Source organism: Yaniella soli, assembly GCF_054782375.1.
Genome location: NZ_BAAGSP010000017.1, coordinates 16,160 through 31,421, shown reverse-complemented (window position 1 = coordinate 31,421; position 15,262 = coordinate 16,160). Strand labels below are relative to the sequence as shown.

Sequence of the window (15,262 nt, the reverse complement as noted above, 5' to 3'; positions counted from 1 at the left end):
ATCTAATCTTCTTGGACTGGTGCTGGGTGGGCGATAAACCAGCAGGTTCTGATCAATTCGTCGCCGAAACCGGCCTGTTCAGCAACTTCTTGGACATCTTCGCCAGAGGTCACCACATGCAAAGCAGTCAACACTTCGAGCTCATCGACGATGCCATGCAGGTCTTTGACGGCTTGGAAGAACTGGGCTTTATCAAGCTTGCCTTGGCCAAGTTGACCACCGATGGCACCCAATAGTTGAGGGATAGCTTGGTGGACAGGCTCGCTGGACAGTTCGTGTATGAAATTCGACATTTTTACCTTCCGAAACCTAGTCGATATATGCCCAGCAGCTGACTTGCCAACAGCTGATCAGGCTCACCTGGGTGTTCCTGTAGCCACCTGTCAATGATGGAATAGGCGGCTGATGCAGCGACCATGGGCTGGGCCAGCTTCCGGGCAGAAGACCCAATACGTGCACGGTGACCCTTTGAATGGACAACGGTCAGCACATTAATGTGGTCCGGTGCGTTATCCAGCATGGCTACCAGCGCGTTGACAGCCTGGGTCATGGCCTGTGGGGTGCTTATTTTGGACAGTCCGCGGTACAGGTTTCCGCCAAGTGCCCAGTATCGACCGGCTGACCAGTACTTTGAATCGATGGCGAACACCGCATTGTCGCGCACGATCAAATGATCAATGTCGGTGCGTAATTTGATGGGCAGTTTGAGGCCATGAAAGATCATTGCCTGGCTGCCGTAGCCGTCAATGAGGTCAGCAGTCGCCCGTTCACCACTAAATCCAGCCGAGACAGCCTCTTGGCTGAACTTCGTATTGGTGTGGGCGCTGGGTTGGCCAAAGACGCCACGTGTTTGCACGGCGCGCATCTTAGAAGAACACCGCTTGGATGAGGAAAAACGCAGCCAAGACGATGGCGATGCGTAAAATCCACTGGCCAGCTGTCGAGTTCAAGAAGTCACTGACTTCACGACGGCCACGATCTTCTTCGCTTGGTGTATTGCTATCTTTGTTTTCGGTCATGCCCTGATAGTGTCCGGCACACGACCTTTAGGCTCAGTGCTCTCGGCTCGTCTTCCAGGCAGCCAGTGATACACCGATCATCGGGTCAGTCAGATCAACCATATGCTCTACGAACGCTTGGCCAGTGTGCATCATCCGCAGCACCCTATACAGTCTGCCGCATCGTGGGCATATCAAATAGGGGTCTTCAATATGCTCGACATAGACTAATCCAGTGCCGGTCTTTTCTTCTATCTGTGTGATGGCCTCGCCGCGAGGGGAACATACAGCAAAGTCATCTAGTCCACGGTGATTACCGCAAGGACAGAGCAGGGAGTCAGGGTCGTGTTGGGTGATTGTTCCCATTTTGGTTCGCCGCATAATTTCGTATTCTATGGCGCCGGGAAGCACTTTTCGACCCTCACTATGGACTCACATGTCAGGTAATCCCTAAAATTGACAGCACGAGTCCGATGATAGTGTCAATGAGCCCAAGCCAGAATGGCAGCATCACACTGGGGGCGATCAGTGCGGTGGTCAACAGCGTGGTGAACAGCAGTGCGACCATCCAGCCCTTGAAGCCATCTTTTTTGTAGTTGGAAAAGATCGTGAGCACTTGGAAGGTGATGAGGATGACAGCGACCCAGGTTAGAATGGTGCCCAGCTGTGGATTGGCCTCCAACATGGGGTTGAGGTAATTGTTGAAGGCGTCTTGAAACCAGGTGACTTGGCCGCCTTGGACCGCGTCACCGGGCGTCTGCGCAGCAGCCATCGGCATTGTAAGCGTCAAGACTCCGTTAATAGTCATTCTTCACCCTTTTTATAGTTGGTAAGTTTTCGTTGTTCCACCTGAAGTGTCCGGGGCCGTCACGACCTGCTGATGCGACCTTCGTCTTCTTTTGGCGCGATGGTGTAGGAGGCTGGCTTTTGCCAAGTGCCGGTGCAGCTGTTGGTCATGTGGCATTTGGCCGGAATGGTTTTCGCATAGGCGGCGGTGGCGTTGCATTTGGTGCATACTGCAACCGAAACTTTGGGCGATTTCCGTTGAGCTGACACGATATCGGTGTTGTCATCGATGTCTTCAACTGCAAACTCTAGATCATCCAGTCGGTCCATCACCTTGTCGGCAAGTTTTTCATCGGCGCGGATTTTCGCAACGGCAGAGGGCCAATCGTTGGTCTTGGTGAGCGTGAGGATGAGGTGACCGGCGCCAGCGATTTCGGAGAGTTCTAACGCGGTGAATTCCTCATCGGTGAGGTTATCTGGGTTGATGGCTTTAGACATAGGGTGCTCTCATCGGTCGGCGCTGAGACCTAGCGCATCGGCTATGGCATCAATCATGGGCAGAGAGGTTCTGAACCACTCCGTGCCAGCCCGAGTGGTCTTCTGATGGTGACCGGCACGTTTTAAGATGTTATGAAAGTGCACTTCGTCTTCAAAACAATGATCTGAGGGGTAGACACGGATAATTTCGATATCTTCCGGCACCTCTGTTTGTCGCCGTTGCTGCTCTAAGCGCCGACTGGTGGCCTGGGACGCACCGACCTTGAACAAAGTGCGCTCATCGTCGCTGAGCAGTTCGGTGATCAGGTATTGCGGGTAGGTGTAGACATAGACTCCCGGTACCGTCTCTTCATCCAGCCACTCGCGGGGGTCCACCAGGATGCCGTTGCCTGGAAGGGGCTGCTTGGGGCTGTGGTCAGAGAGCTTGGGTTCGGTGTCGATCACCTGGTGCAGGTGTTTTCTCAGTCCAGGGCTGATGTCGAACATCAGGATGTCTCGGGCTGCACCTTTGGCATAACTGTGGACTTGCTTGCCAAAGTTGGTGGCAAGTGATGGATCATAAATCATATCAATGGCATGGAGGTGCTTTTCCACATTCCAAGGCTTATCGTGGCCAAAATGGCGCGCCATTTCAGTTGAAGTCATGTCTTCATCCAAGAGTTCAAAGACATCGCTGATGAAGCGGTCGGTTAGTAGCATGACTTCTTCGAGTTCATCGAGTATCTTTCGGCGCACGGAACCTCCTTCCATTGGTCGTCCATCTCCACTGTGTCCGGCATCAGGACTGTTTGCCGGTCAGCTCGTTCAGAATATGCAGCGCAAGCAACGGTGGCACGGCGTTACCGATCTGTTCAAAGACCTTGGTTTTCGTGCCCTGGAACGGGTAGTCAGACGGAAAGGATTGCAGAGTTGCCGCCTCGGTCGCGGTGAGTCGTCGTAGCGGAGCATCAGCCAGTGGTGGCTGCGTACCATTGATAACCTCGCGGTGATATTCTTCAATGAATTGGCCACCAGACATGTCCACGATATGTGAATGGTTGCCACCGGCGGAGGCAGTCATCACCGGTGCGGGGCGGTGCTCATCGAGTGGCCGGCCTCCCCCGTTGAATAGCATCCCGGCGTAAGGACTTGGACGGAGCACCGGATTTTTGGCCGGCACAATCTTTGCTCCGCGATCATGTTCAGCTAGCGCTTGGCGCCGCTGGTCTGTAGTGAATCCCTTGGGTCCAATCGTGTGGCGTGACAGGCTAGCTGTGGTGGTTGGTGCGGGGTGTTCAACCGGACGCTGATACCGAGCCTCATCATCTTCTCCCCAGCGAGTGGTGTTATTGGTGTCGTAGACCATTCCCGACTCCTCGACCGGCTCGCCGGTGTCCCCCACCTTGTAGAGGTGAGAATTCGTGGTCACAGCCATCGCCGGGGTATCGCCATGACGACGCTGATACTGTTCACCAGTTGGTTTTTGGTTTCCTTGCAGGAAGAACGGGCTGATAGAGACTTCGACACCCGAAATGTCGTCTGCCCATTTGCCTTCTCGGCGTGCCTTTTTCATGCCTTTTCGTGCAGAGTTGCCGAACGGTTCCGCTCCGCCGGTCGCACCGCCGCCTGCTGTTACCGTCATCGTGGGGCGCTGCGTCATCCCCCATCCCAGGGCTTGTGCCATAGAGACCCACGGCAACACGTTCTCATCCATCTTCTGAGGGTTCCGAGGGTGATATTTAGAATGTGTTGGTGCTGGAAGCGTAGCCTGATGATCTAGTGATGCCACGAGAATGGCGCGTTTCCGGGTTTGTGGCACACCGTGGGCCTCGGCTTGGACTAGGCCGACCTCACCGCGGTATCCCAGGGTTTCCAACACAGTGAGCATGGCTTCCCAGACGGGTTTGACCGGTGGCACCTGCTCGAAGGCGATGTGTCGATACGGGGTGCCAGCGTTGTGCATGGAAATAGCCCAGATGAGCGGGGTGAGCACCAGAGCTGTGCGGTCGTCATCGTAGCTGTACAGGTCGATGGTCTCGCCGTTGGCGATGCGCTGGATGTCGGATAGAACCTGGTCTAAGGCTTTTCGTCCGGCACCGTTTCCGGCGACTGAGAATGATTGGCATGACGGTGAGGCGATGAGTACATCTGCGGCTACCGGTTCATAGGCCCTGATGTCGCCGTGGACGGTTTGGTGCCCGGCGGCTTTTCGTGTGGCCACTGCTGCATCGTCCCATTCGTAGCCGGTGACATCGATGCCCAGTTGCTGGCAGGCGACATCCCACCCTCCGGGGCCGGCAAAAAGGTCGATGGCGGTCAGCGATGAGGGTTTCGGAGAGGTCTGCATGGACAGACAGTGTCCGGCGTCTGCAATGTACCACCCCGGACACTTTCAACCCCATGAACACTACACTGCAACAGCGCATAGCATCCTTCAGCGGCACGATTCGCGCCCGAGCCGGCTACCTCTGGTACATTTACCGCGACCTTTGGCTCTTTGTTTCAATGGCATTAGTCGGCTTTGTCACCATCGTTCTGGGGTACTTCTGGCATGGAGCGTCCGTAGGTTTTGCGTCCCTGATCGGTCTCGCTGTGGCCATCGTTTCCGCGTTTTCGGCATTGCTATATCGTCGGAACATCAAGAAAAAGTGGACCAATGTGCAGCTTCAACGCCGCGATGTAGTCGATGTCATGCAGGACTTTGGTGAAGCAGGTGTCATTGAGCTGCAAGATGCCGGCAAATATGGTGTTTCAGAACTACTCTGGCGAGACCCCTCTATTGATGAGACGCTGCAACAGGGTGCTGGTCAGATAGAGGTCGTGGTTGCTGATGAAGCCTACGCTCTCCCCGGTGACTTGCGTTCCATTGCCCCGAGAGCATTTCGCAGTCTGGCCAACCAGTCGTCTCCTGACACGCCGGATCGTTTGCCACGGTGGTTTAACGGGAAGCTTACCCGCCTGGCCAGCGACCCTTCTGCATTCCAGGCGGAACCCCTGAAGTTGGAGTCAGTACGATTCTTCGATGGTCAGGCATCCAATGAGCAATTGCCGTGGTGCCGAACCGATGCAACTGAGGATCGCTCGGTTATCCATCAGCACCTATTCGATAATGACGGTGACGTGCTGAATCTGGCCTCCTCGGGGCTTGCCAATATGGTCGGCATTAGCGTGCTAGCCATCACCACCGACGGCTATGTGCTCTTCGTGCAACAGGGCGCTAGCAACTCGGTGCAGTCCAGTGGGTATGCTGCCTCTGGATCGGGGTCGTTGGACTGGAGTGATACTGTTGCTGTGCACAAAAGGTGTCAGAAGCGTGGCGAAAACATGACGTTGCACGAGCTGTTGACCGCAGGGATGCAGCGCGAGATGCGTGAAGAATCCCAAGTGCACCGTGATGAGATCGTTGATGAATCACAGGTTGTGACCGGCTACTCACGCTGGCTTTCTCGCGGTGCCAAGCCTGAGTTCTCTGGGTTGGTCAAGCTCAATGTGGCCATGGCTGATGTGATAGAACGTGCACCTGGTGCAGATGAAGCTCAGTACAGCGTGGGGCGTGGCTGGGTACCAGTTGACGTGCTGCTTGCCGATGCAGATACCTGGGGTGAGCGACACGATGCTTTACGACAATCACTTGCACGGCACCATCGGGACACCAGTATCCCAGAAGATTTGGTTCTGGGTGTCTCGACGATGGCCGCGTGGTGTGCAGCAGCCGATTTTGTGGCAGCAAACCGATGGTACGTTGAGGGTCTAGGCGATGTGGAGGACGATACGAGCGACGATGCGTTGAACGAAGCCAGCTAGTCTGCCAGCCTCCATGTTACGCCGATGTCGTTGCCATGGAATTCCAGTTCGACTGCGGAGTTTTCGATGACGGGGTCGTCATGTGCTGAACTGTCCTCTAAGAATCCGGCATTGATCCACTCGACCATCCAGCATGGCTGACTGTGACAGCTGGAATGGGGCGGATCGTGATCGTGACATTGCAGGGTGTCGAAGGATTCGGTGTGGCATTTGGGGCGGATGCGACAGCGAGCATCATGTGATGAGAAACAGATGATCCTGGTGCCCTCGGCATCAATGCGGTGGTGAGCTATCTCATGCATCCCGCTCCAATCGCTGTGCATCCAGGGCGCAGCATGGCCGGACTTCTGCAAAGTGGGTGCGACGATAGTTTTCGCATGACATCGTCACGTTGTGCGAAGAGCAGCACGGTGCGTGGTCAGGTTCTCCCCAGTCAGCTTCTTTCATGACTGCCCTTCTTCAACAGCCTCAATGCCAGCTTTGTTCATCATCATTTTCGCCCGGTGGATCAGCTGTTCTGAGGTCGGAACGTAGCCGGTGCGCCAGCCGTATTGAGCGACTTCATTCCACAGGCTGTCGGTCATGCGTAGCCAAAACGTGGTGCCGCCGGAATGGTGGGCTTCCACGATGTGCCAAGCCAAGGTTTTGGGCAGCTTTGGCAGTTCGGTGACTGTCTTCTGAGATTTCAGGTTGTGCTTCATAATTTCACCGTGTCCGGCATGAAAAACCGGGGTGACAGACAGCGATACGCCCATCACCCCGGCTCAATGCGGTGGCGTTATGCAGTTGGTGCTGGTGGTCGCCCAGGTGTTTCGGGTGGCTTTGGTGCGTCTTCGGTATCAGACTTGGCAGTTGTCAGTTCACCCAACTGACTGATGACGTTGGTGACCTCGGAGGGGATAATCCAGAGTTTGGAGGATTCCGAGTCGGCGATCTTCGGCAACGCCTGAATGTACTGGTACGCCAAGAGTTCATTATCGGGCTTGCCCTCGTGAATAGCATCAAACACGGTCTTGGTGGCTTCAGCTTCAGCGTTGGCTTCCAAGACTTTGGCCTCTGCTGCGCCCTCGGCTTCGAGGATAGATGATTCTTTGTCACCCTCAGCCTCTAGGATGGCAGCTTGACGCTTTCCTTCAGCGGTGAGGATGTCAGACTGCTTCTGACCTTCGGCGGTGAGGATGGCGGCTCGGCGGTCACGTTCGGCACGCATTTGCTGTTCCATGGACCGTTGGATGCTCTCGGGCGGATCGATGGATTTCAGCTCGACTCGGGAGACTCGAAGGCCCCACTGTGAGGTTGCTTCGTCTAGTACCCCGCGTAGACGAGTGTTGATTTCGTCTCGGGAAGTCAGGGCATCTTCCAGGTCCATGCTGCCAACGACATTTCGCAGCGTGGTGGTCGTCAGATTTTCTACAGCGGAGATGTAGTCGGCAATTCCGTAGGTTGCGGTGGCAGGGTCGTTGACCTGAAAGTACACGACCGTGTCGATGGAGACCACCAGGTTATCTTCGGTGATGACCGGCTGCGGTGGAAAGGATACGACTTGCTCTCGGACATCGATCAACGGCAGCATCTTGTCTACGAAGGGCACCATCAGGGTCAGGCCAGCATTCTGGGTTCGGTGGTATTTGCCCAGCCGCTGAATGATCCCAGAATACCCCTGGGAGACGATGCGGAACGATTTTACTAACACGGCGACAACAAAGACCGCCAAGACGATGAAAAGCACCGTCAGAAATGCACCCATACGAGGGTCCTTCTTTCGTGGAATTGATAGGTTCAGCTATTGAGTGTCCGGCGCCAGCAGTCACCATCGCGGCTTGCTCCCATGCAGCACCAGCCAGGTGTCACAGGGCCATGCCAGGGTCATCGGGTGGCAGTGCGAGCAGTACGTCAGGGTGGCGCGGAGGCCGACGGTCACGGGGCGGTGGAGTTCTTTGAGGTTGGCGATGATGTCTTCGGAGCTGACCATCACACCGATACCGGAGCTTTGATCGTTGGGTGGTGCTGATAGTTGACCAGCTCGATGTCGTCGTACTCATAGCTGAACAGATCGGCAGGCTTGCGGCGGAAGTGCAACTGTGGGTACGGAAACGGTTCGCGGCCCAGCTGTTCTTTCACTTGGTCAACATGATCGGTGTAGATATGCACATCTCCCCCGGTCCAGATGAATTCGCCAGGGTGATACCCGAGTTGGTGTGCGACCATCACGGTCAACAGAGCGTACTCCGCGATGTTGAACGGTACGCCCAAGAACATGTCGGCAGATCGTTGGTAGAGCTGGCAGTTGAGTTTGGCCGACCCATCGGCCTGGGGCTGGACGTTGAATTGGAACAGTGCGTGGCAGGCTGGTAGCGCCATCTCATCGAGTTGCCCTGGATTCCAGGCAGTGACGATATGCCGGCGCGAGCTTGGGTTATTGGCTAGTGATTCCATAACCTGCTGCATTTGGTCGATGGATTCGCCATTGGGCGTTGGCCATGATCTCCATTGCACACCATAGACGGGGCCAAGTTCGCCATCCTCGGAAGCCCATTCATTCCAGATGCGTACCCCGCGCTCTTGGAGCCATCTGACATTGGAGTCCCCTTGCAGGAACCACAGAAGTTCTAATGCTGCTGACTTGAAGTGCACACGCTTGGTGGTGATCAGCGGGAAGGATTCGGACAGATCGAAGCGCATTTGCCGACCAAATACCGAGTAGGTTCCGGTGCCGGTGCGATCTTCGGTCAACGTGCCGTTTTCCAGCACGTCGGCGAGCAGGTCTTCGTAGGGGGGTTACGATGGTCATGAGTTGCGTTGCTCCTGGTGGTGTTGATCTAGTGTTCGGGCAAAGCTTCGATGACGTTTGCTCTGGCGCCGTCCTGGTAGCCGTCGCTAAGGTCGTACCAGAATCCGCTGCTGAGCCGGACGAGACTTCGGTCGGAGGTGTCTTTGCGTTCGGTAATGGTCTGAACGCCGATGATTTCTTCAACGCCGCTATCCGCTACCCATCCGCCGCCGTATTCGTCATCGACAAATTTTTGGTGCACAGGATGGTCGAGGTTGCGTTTGACGAGCACTTGGTCGCCAACAGTAAGGTCGTGGAGTTGGGTCATGACTTCCTTTGAGCGCTCTGTATGGATGCGAAATGGCCGATGCACACCGGTTGCGGTTTATGCTCACCACTAGGCAGGACTTGAACAACCCAGGTTGTTGATTCACGGTGACAGTTTTTGACGTGGCACTGCTTGGGCATCATCTCTTCGAGCAGCCTCTTACACTGGTTCAACATCTTCGTCATCGACCAGTTCGCCATAGGTGCCGTCGATGGACCAGGTTGTATCGCATTGCTTGCAGCACAGCGTTTCGCTGTCCTCATTGATAATCTCGCCGTCGTCGCAAACGGTGCATTGTGCGTAAAGATGCCATTGCACATCAAGATCGGTGGCTCGGCCTGGGGCGTGCTGGTCGATGTGGTCCTGCATGAATCCGCGGCGCACGTGAACATATTTGACCGGCAGAGCAGTAAATATCATCGCATCACAGGCACTGCATCGGGAAGTTACCGATACCATGTGGTCGATTTTCACAGACTGGGTCTGGGTGACGATCTCGTGTGCATCAATGCCGTCGGTGTGAACTTCGTAGATGGTTTCCTTGCTCATCGTCAAGCGCCCCAATCAACGACGGTTGCTGGCAGGTCGAAGTCATCGGCGAATTCAGCCCAGCGTAACGTTCCACTTTTCGTCTTCACATAGGTTTCTGGTGGCAGCTGGTGCAGCTGCTCGATGGTGTAGATGCGCGAGACATCGTGGAGGGTGGACAGCACGGAGTGGGCGTATGGTTCGGCAGCGCCGATGGCAGGAATGTCGGCTGCCAAAATGTCTGCCACCGCGTTGACGACCATGGGCGGGTAATGGTGCGATGTTGCTTCTTGGCTGCTCTCATTGGTTTCGGTTCTGGCAGTTCCAGCGGTAGCAAGCAGGTGTTTCAGTTCAGCGCTGTATAGCGAAGCATCGGCAGGTATGCCGCGGGACTGGTCTTCGTTGTCCCGGTACAGTATCCAGGCATCTTTTAGGGCTGCAAAGGCTGTTTCCGTGTCGGTTGTAGCCAAGTGTTGGCTCATGGTGCTCCCCCTATCGTCGTGGCTTTTTACCGTTGTGCAGCAGTTGCTTTGGCTCGCGATAATGCGGACAGCCGGGAGTGTACCGGCAGGTGCAGTCGTATCCGCCACCTTCGATGCCAGGGCAGACGCCACAACACGTTTCGGGCCGTGGATTATGAACAAACATAGTGTTTCCTTTGACCGTGGAGGCTTGGTGTTATCCCAACCGTGTCCGGCGCACCTGCTACGCACGTTGGCTGCGCAACGCTGAGATGTCCTCATCGGTGAACACCACGACCGCATGATCTCGCGGGGTGCCGGAGCAGTCCATGACCGACCCCCAGCCAGCCGGAGCCGTAATGAATTCGCGGTGCTGTCGATCCGCATGACAATGCTCACAGTCCACTGTCTGAACCGTGTTCTGCTGCTTTCGTGCTCGAATAATCAGACCGATGCAAAGCAGTGCTAGCGGTGCGTTGATGATGCCGGGTGCTGCAACCCAGAACGCGGACTCCTGGGCAGCATAAACGCCCCACAGCACGGCGTTGGATAGCAGAAGGACTTGTGTGCCCACGCTGATGCTTGACAATGCGTGAGGGTCGTTGCGGGATGCCCATACTGATCGTGCCTGGGGCAACCAGACGACGAAAGCCACCGTGGATGCGATGAACCCCGCAACATTGGCACCGCCGATGATCGCTATTGCAACGACGAGGGCCATGATGCAGGCCAGGGCTATCTCGGGTGAGCGCAAAGCGCCCTTATCTCCCTCGGTACTGGTGACTCGTGCAGTGGACTTAGAGGTGTTGGTACTGGCCATCTAGTGAAGTCTCTCTGATTGAAGCTGAGCAGCGAATAAAACAGGCAGGCCGATTTGGTCTGCCTGCCTGTTCAGTGTCCGGCGCAGTGTTACGTTTAGCCTTTGACTTCGACTCCGTGAACAGCAGCGAGGCGACGGTTAGAGAGTTCCCAGGTGCCATCATGCAGGTCTGCCAGCATTTGATCTGCCCAGCCGTCCTGATCCATGTCATATCCTCCGCCCAGCGTGTTCAGCGAGGACCGTACGATACCGGGGCCAACGTTGTTGTATGAGGTTTCGCGTTCGATGAGGTCGATGACGGTATATTCTCCGGTGCCCTTGGGCTGGAAGAGAGCTTGGCGGGACGCGATCACGTACCGATGATCTGTGGCTTTGACCGTCCACCAGCGTTGCCTCTGGCCTCCGTCATGTGGCGGAATGAAGCGTATCTGGTCTCCTGCAACGATGTCTTCAAGCGGCTTGCTAACAATGATAGGTTCTGTCATGCAGAGGTAGTGTCCGGGGCGAGGTGCGGGTATCGATTAGTCAGCGATACAGTCAGTAAATGCAGCACCGTGCCAGCCATGTCTGCAACACCTTTCGAGTACGACGAGTCATCGCCATTGTCCTGTGACATCTGCGTTGCCACGGTGTGGATCGAGCCGATGGCGGCCACCAAAGTTCGTGTATCTTGCGAGCCAGCGGATTGGATTCGCTGGGATATTTCGGCCAGCGCTTGGTCAAGCTGCTGTGTCATCACTTTCCGAACTCCTGGTCTTTCCCCAAGCCAACACATGGGCCGGAAGTAGGACGTAGGTGCTGTTCCAACTGGTTTCGTCTCCAGCTGCATCCCACCAACCGGTTTCATACTGGTGCATGATTTGCCCGTTGAAGTCTTTGACCACGGTTCCGACCGGCAAAGCTTCGACCTGGTCAAGATCGGTGAGTCGGGATTCGCGCCGGAGGGCTAACAGGGCGTTTCGTGCGCTGTCGCCGTTCCAGTTCATAGCCTGTTGAACGGCGTTGATGACATGCTCTGGAGGCAGATGTGTATTCGTGAATTCGCTAGACATAGCGCAGAGCCTTTCGACGGTCTGACATTGGGCTACCTCTACTGTGTCCGGAGGGCTCAGTGCCCCTCGGCACGTTGTTCGTAGCGCTGCGCGGTGCGTTCACGTCGAGTGCGGTTGGTCGGGTCACGGTCGGGCCGAGGGATAGATGCACAGCACCCACAATCGTACCCGTAGGTTTGAGGGTGTTGTGCTGGTCGGTGACCTCCGCGCTGGTCTCGGTTGTCTCGTGCCATGAAGCTCTCCTATTCGTTATCGGCCAGCACCCAGGCCGCGTGACGTTGCACGGCGTACCGCACGGTCGGGGCGATATCGTCGATGGATTGCAGGTCGGTGAGGATGGTCAACGCTGTTTCCAGGGCGATCCTGGTCAGCACTTCATCCTCCAGGATTTCGGAAGTCAGACTGTTGAGCGCTTCCGCACCCGCAACCCTCTTCCTTGAATCCTCCCCACGGATGAATCCGGGGGATTCCTGACTAGGCTGCCTCAGCGAGCTGAGGTCTTAGACCATCGTGGTCAGCAGGGTTGAAACCAGCCCTGATAATCATGTTTCGTGCGGCATTGAGGTCTCGGTCAATGCTGGTGCCGCAGTGGTTACACGCATAGGTCCGTTGGCTCAGTTCGATGCGGCGCTTGGCTCTCGTGCCACATGTTGAACAGTCCATGGTCGTGTATTTCGGGTCGATGAGATGCAGGGTTGCCCCGTAGTCCTGGGCGGCCTGGGCGAGCTCGGTTTTGACCAGTCCGATGGCGTTTTCTGCTGCTTTGCGCGCCATCCGGGTTGTCGCGAGGAATGCTGGCTTGAAGTCCTCACAGGCGATGTGCAGATGGTTGGCTGCCACGTGTTGTGCCCAGGATCGTGCTTGTTCTTTGCGCTGCCATCGCACGGTGCGTTGGATTGTAGCCGCCTTGGCTTTGGCTTTTCGGTAGGGTTGCCAGTCGCGCTTGGCACGGTGTCGAGCCATTTTGCGTTGCTCTCGCTTTAATGCTGCGGCACTGCGACGGGCGCGTTGGCTGTAGTGCAGGTCAAATTGGCCGTCAGTGGTTTTGGCTGGCGTTTTCACGCCCCAGTCAATGCCAATCGCCCCATCGCGCTGCCGAGACTTTACTTGATGCTGCCGCTCTACGACGAAAGAAGCCCACCACCAGCCGGCGGCATCTTGATAGACCCGCACCGACGAGGGTTCGGAGGGCAGGTCACGACTCCACACCACCGGGATGATCACCCCACCTGCAAGGCGCAGTCGGCCATCTGGTAGAGAGAAGCCTCGCAGAGTGTAGTTCAGCGACGGCAATGAGCGCTTCGCGGCCTTGAATCTCGGTGGCTTGCGTTGGCCTTTGAAAAAGGCGTTTTTGGCGGCGACAAAATCCCGGATGATCTGCTGCTGTGGCACCACTGGCTGAGCAGTCAGCCAGCTATTTTCGCTGCGCCACTTGGTCAATAGCCGGTGCAGCACGGTCTGACTGGTGTCTTGGTGCTTGGTGAATCGCTCTACGCACTGGTTCCACACCCATCGGGTGGCGTCGTATTGTGCGGTCAATAGTGCTAGCGCCTGGCGACCAGGTCGGAGCTTATATTGATACCGCAACTTCATACAAATCATTATATAGTGGCTACATGTCTAATGCACGTTATGCAGGCTACCGGTCCAACCGCAATGTCGTGTTCAACTGCCAATACCACGTGGTGTGGTGCCCAAAGTACCGTCGAAACGTCCTGGACGAACCCATCCAAGGCCGACTACGTGACATCATCTATGAGGTCTGTGATGAACGCGATGCCAGCATTATCGAACTAGAAATCATGGTCGATCACGTCCACCTACTGGTCGAGGTAGACCCGCAATACGGCATCCACCGCCTGATTAAAAACATCAAAGGCCGATCCTCACGACTCCTCCGGTCAGAATTTTCAGAACTCACCACCAGACTACCCAGCCTATGGACCAACTCATACTTCGTCTCCACCGTGGGCGGCGCACCACTAGAAGTCATCAAGCAATACATCGAAAACCAAAAACACGTCTAACCAGGCGCTATCCCTCCCCACGGATAAATCCGGGGGCTTCCCGCGCTCTCTGGTGAATAGTGGCTGAAGCGGTCTTTATCAGCACCATCGTCATCGGATGGCTGGTGGCCGGTGAGCTGTTGGAATGCCTGGTCGATGTCCAGGTCAGTGTCGATATCGGGTGGTGTGGTGGTCATGAAATTTCCTAGGCAGCCTGACGGTCTTTGGAATCTTTGGTGCTACTGGTCAGATAGTCTTCGAGCCAGTCTGTGACCGGCATAATGTTCGCGTATGGGACGGTCGCGACCACCTCCAAGATGTCCTGTCTGAAATCCCAGAGCTTGCTGACATTATCGGCGATGAGGCCGACCATCAGCTGGTCATCAACGTAGTCCGTCCCGCTGATCCAGCGCACCACGATGTCTGTGGAGGCATATCGACGATACTTTTTGAGCAGGTCATCGATAGGGAGTGCTACATCGATCCTGATCTGTTTGGGGTGGAGGATGACGAACGCGCGACCATAGGTGCGTTCATCTTCTGTGCTGACGGTATCGACATCTGACCACATACCTTCTGCTCGTTCAGATGATGCGCCGTGTGCAGTTCGGAAAACCATGCTGTTGTCCTGACGTTGTGAAAGTGTGTTCACTTGGTCAGTGTCCGGCGCCGAACGCTGAAACCATCTCCTCGGTGGATATTCGAGATATAGACTGACTGGTGTCCCTACGAGAAGGAGTTCGCTATGAAAGTCGAAGAGGTGTATCAATATGCACCAACGATGCAGCCCAGACGCCTCATCTCTGCCGGTGTTGGTCGGGTGCCTGCTGGCTTTCCTTCACCGTCCCAGGATTACTCTGACACCAAGATTGATCTGAACCAGATGTTGATCAAAGACGAACTTTCCACATTCGTTGTTCGAGTCTCTGGTGACTCGATGGAAGACGCCGGCATTTTTGATGGTGACGAGCTGATCGTAGATCGGTCGATTGAGCCGCATGACGGCCATGTAGTCATCGCAGTGGTGGACGGTGAGATGACCGTAAAGCGCCTCCGGGTGACAGACACTGGGGTCGTGCTCCAGGCGGAGAACGCGCAATATCCTGACGTCACGGTGCCAGAGCTATCTGACCTGGTGGTTTGGGGTGTGGCGACTCGGTGCCTGCACCGCTTGTGAGGCCGACGCTTAGCGTGTCCGCTGCATCAGGCTATAATCTGGTGTCCCCTATACA

Annotated in this window: 26 protein-coding genes; 3 read left to right on the top strand and 23 right to left on the bottom strand. The window is 55.8% G+C overall.

Annotated elements, in window-relative coordinates; genetic code table 11:
- Window positions 1-2: 2 nt before the first annotated feature.
- From ACYVJT_RS10035 to ACYVJT_RS10005, 7 genes are all read right to left on the bottom strand, one after another.
- Complete coding sequence (locus ACYVJT_RS10035; RefSeq protein ID WP_343957375.1) at window positions 3-293, bottom strand: hypothetical protein; 291 nt, start codon at window positions 291-293, stop codon at window positions 3-5.
- Between the two features lie 2 nt (window positions 294-295).
- Window positions 296-856, bottom strand: coding sequence for a nuclease-related domain-containing protein (locus tag ACYVJT_RS10030; RefSeq protein WP_343957377.1), 561 nt, complete (start codon window positions 854-856; stop codon window positions 296-298).
- A gap of 10 nt (window positions 857-866) precedes the next feature.
- The gene (locus ACYVJT_RS10025; RefSeq protein WP_343957380.1) at window positions 867-1,019 is read right to left on the bottom strand and encodes a hypothetical protein; all 153 of its coding nucleotides are present in this window, start codon (window positions 1,017-1,019) and stop codon (window positions 867-869) included.
- A gap of 418 nt (window positions 1,020-1,437) precedes the next feature.
- Window positions 1,438-1,806, bottom strand: coding sequence for a hypothetical protein (locus ACYVJT_RS10020; RefSeq protein ID WP_343957383.1), 369 nt, complete (start codon window positions 1,804-1,806; stop codon window positions 1,438-1,440).
- A 59-nt stretch (window positions 1,807-1,865) separates the two neighbouring features.
- Window positions 1,866-2,282 (bottom strand): hypothetical protein, encoded by a 417-nt coding sequence (locus tag ACYVJT_RS10015; protein WP_343957385.1) that lies wholly within the window; start codon window positions 2,280-2,282, stop codon window positions 1,866-1,868.
- A 9-nt stretch (window positions 2,283-2,291) separates the two neighbouring features.
- Entirely contained in the window at window positions 2,292-3,017 is a 726-nt protein-coding gene (locus ACYVJT_RS10010) for a GIY-YIG nuclease family protein (RefSeq protein ID WP_343957387.1), read from the bottom strand.
- A 43-nt stretch (window positions 3,018-3,060) separates the two neighbouring features.
- On the bottom strand, window positions 3,061-4,608 hold the full coding sequence (locus ACYVJT_RS10005) for a DNA cytosine methyltransferase (protein WP_343957389.1): 1,548 nt from the start codon (window positions 4,606-4,608) through the stop codon (window positions 3,061-3,063).
- A gap of 53 nt (window positions 4,609-4,661) precedes the next feature.
- Between ACYVJT_RS10005 and ACYVJT_RS10000 the strand changes: the two genes are divergently transcribed.
- The gene (locus ACYVJT_RS10000; protein WP_343957391.1) at window positions 4,662-6,065 is read left to right on the top strand and encodes a hypothetical protein; all 1,404 of its coding nucleotides are present in this window, start codon (window positions 4,662-4,664) and stop codon (window positions 6,063-6,065) included.
- Here ACYVJT_RS10000 and ACYVJT_RS09995 read toward each other — a convergent pair.
- From ACYVJT_RS09995 to ACYVJT_RS09930, 14 genes are all read right to left on the bottom strand, one after another.
- Window positions 6,062-6,193: a hypothetical protein gene (locus ACYVJT_RS09995; protein ID WP_499418353.1), complete on the bottom strand. Its 132-nt coding sequence runs from the start codon at window positions 6,191-6,193 to the stop codon at window positions 6,062-6,064. The two genes, ACYVJT_RS10000 and ACYVJT_RS09995, sit on opposite strands and share 4 nt — an antisense overlap.
- Window positions 6,194-6,508: 315 nt before the next feature.
- Window positions 6,509-6,766: a hypothetical protein gene (locus ACYVJT_RS09990; protein ID WP_343957395.1), complete on the bottom strand. Its 258-nt coding sequence runs from the start codon at window positions 6,764-6,766 to the stop codon at window positions 6,509-6,511.
- A gap of 77 nt (window positions 6,767-6,843) precedes the next feature.
- Window positions 6,844-7,812, bottom strand: a complete 969-nt coding sequence (locus ACYVJT_RS09985; RefSeq protein ID WP_343957397.1) for an SPFH domain-containing protein — start codon at window positions 7,810-7,812, stop codon at window positions 6,844-6,846.
- A 224-nt stretch (window positions 7,813-8,036) separates the two neighbouring features.
- Window positions 8,037-8,828 carry a thymidylate synthase gene (locus ACYVJT_RS09980; protein ID WP_343957476.1) on the bottom strand — a complete coding sequence of 264 codons (792 nt, stop codon included), beginning with the start codon at window positions 8,826-8,828 and terminating at the stop codon, window positions 8,037-8,039.
- A 56-nt stretch (window positions 8,829-8,884) separates the two neighbouring features.
- Window positions 8,885-9,163 (bottom strand): hypothetical protein, encoded by a 279-nt coding sequence (locus ACYVJT_RS09975; RefSeq protein WP_343957399.1) that lies wholly within the window; start codon window positions 9,161-9,163, stop codon window positions 8,885-8,887.
- 159 nt (window positions 9,164-9,322) lie between these two features.
- Complete coding sequence (locus ACYVJT_RS09970) at window positions 9,323-9,712, bottom strand: hypothetical protein (protein ID WP_343957401.1); 390 nt, start codon at window positions 9,710-9,712, stop codon at window positions 9,323-9,325.
- Between the two features lie 2 nt (window positions 9,713-9,714).
- A complete protein-coding gene (locus tag ACYVJT_RS09965) occupies window positions 9,715-10,173 on the bottom strand; it encodes a hypothetical protein (protein ID WP_343957403.1) in 459 nt (152 codons plus the stop codon).
- 223 nt (window positions 10,174-10,396) lie between these two features.
- Complete coding sequence (locus ACYVJT_RS09960; protein ID WP_343957405.1) at window positions 10,397-10,972, bottom strand: hypothetical protein; 576 nt, start codon at window positions 10,970-10,972, stop codon at window positions 10,397-10,399.
- Window positions 10,973-11,067: 95 nt separating this feature from the next.
- Complete coding sequence (locus tag ACYVJT_RS09955) at window positions 11,068-11,457, bottom strand: hypothetical protein (protein WP_343957407.1); 390 nt, start codon at window positions 11,455-11,457, stop codon at window positions 11,068-11,070.
- Window positions 11,454-11,708 carry a hypothetical protein gene (locus ACYVJT_RS09950; RefSeq protein ID WP_343957409.1) on the bottom strand — a complete coding sequence of 85 codons (255 nt, stop codon included), beginning with the start codon at window positions 11,706-11,708 and terminating at the stop codon, window positions 11,454-11,456. The genes ACYVJT_RS09955 and ACYVJT_RS09950 overlap by 4 nt, the downstream gene beginning before the upstream one ends.
- Window positions 11,692-12,024: a hypothetical protein gene (locus tag ACYVJT_RS09945; RefSeq protein ID WP_343957411.1), complete on the bottom strand. Its 333-nt coding sequence runs from the start codon at window positions 12,022-12,024 to the stop codon at window positions 11,692-11,694. Before ACYVJT_RS09945 ends, ACYVJT_RS09950 begins: the two co-directional genes overlap by 17 nt.
- Before the next feature lie 56 nt (window positions 12,025-12,080).
- Window positions 12,081-12,257 (bottom strand): hypothetical protein, encoded by a 177-nt coding sequence (locus ACYVJT_RS09940; protein WP_343957413.1) that lies wholly within the window; start codon window positions 12,255-12,257, stop codon window positions 12,081-12,083.
- A 9-nt stretch (window positions 12,258-12,266) separates the two neighbouring features.
- Window positions 12,267-12,398: a hypothetical protein gene (locus ACYVJT_RS09935; protein WP_343957415.1), complete on the bottom strand. Its 132-nt coding sequence runs from the start codon at window positions 12,396-12,398 to the stop codon at window positions 12,267-12,269.
- Window positions 12,399-12,498: 100 nt separating this feature from the next.
- Window positions 12,499-13,617, bottom strand: a complete 1,119-nt coding sequence (locus ACYVJT_RS09930; RefSeq protein WP_343957417.1) for an RNA-guided endonuclease InsQ/TnpB family protein — start codon at window positions 13,615-13,617, stop codon at window positions 12,499-12,501.
- Window positions 13,618-13,640: 23 nt separating this feature from the next.
- Between ACYVJT_RS09930 and tnpA the strand changes: the two genes are divergently transcribed.
- The gene (tnpA, locus tag ACYVJT_RS09925; protein ID WP_343957419.1) at window positions 13,641-14,051 is read left to right on the top strand and encodes an IS200/IS605 family transposase; all 411 of its coding nucleotides are present in this window, start codon (window positions 13,641-13,643) and stop codon (window positions 14,049-14,051) included.
- Here the strand turns inward: tnpA and ACYVJT_RS09920 are convergent.
- Complete coding sequence (locus ACYVJT_RS09920) at window positions 14,048-14,227, bottom strand: hypothetical protein (protein ID WP_343957422.1); 180 nt, start codon at window positions 14,225-14,227, stop codon at window positions 14,048-14,050. The genes tnpA and ACYVJT_RS09920 overlap by 4 nt on opposite strands.
- A gap of 8 nt (window positions 14,228-14,235) precedes the next feature.
- Window positions 14,236-14,682, bottom strand: a complete 447-nt coding sequence (locus ACYVJT_RS09915; RefSeq protein ID WP_343957424.1) for a hypothetical protein — start codon at window positions 14,680-14,682, stop codon at window positions 14,236-14,238.
- A 129-nt stretch (window positions 14,683-14,811) separates the two neighbouring features.
- Between ACYVJT_RS09915 and ACYVJT_RS09910 the strand changes: the two genes are divergently transcribed.
- Window positions 14,812-15,207 (top strand): LexA family protein, encoded by a 396-nt coding sequence (locus tag ACYVJT_RS09910; protein WP_343957478.1) that lies wholly within the window; start codon window positions 14,812-14,814, stop codon window positions 15,205-15,207.
- The last annotated feature ends 55 nt before the right edge of the window (window positions 15,208-15,262 follow it).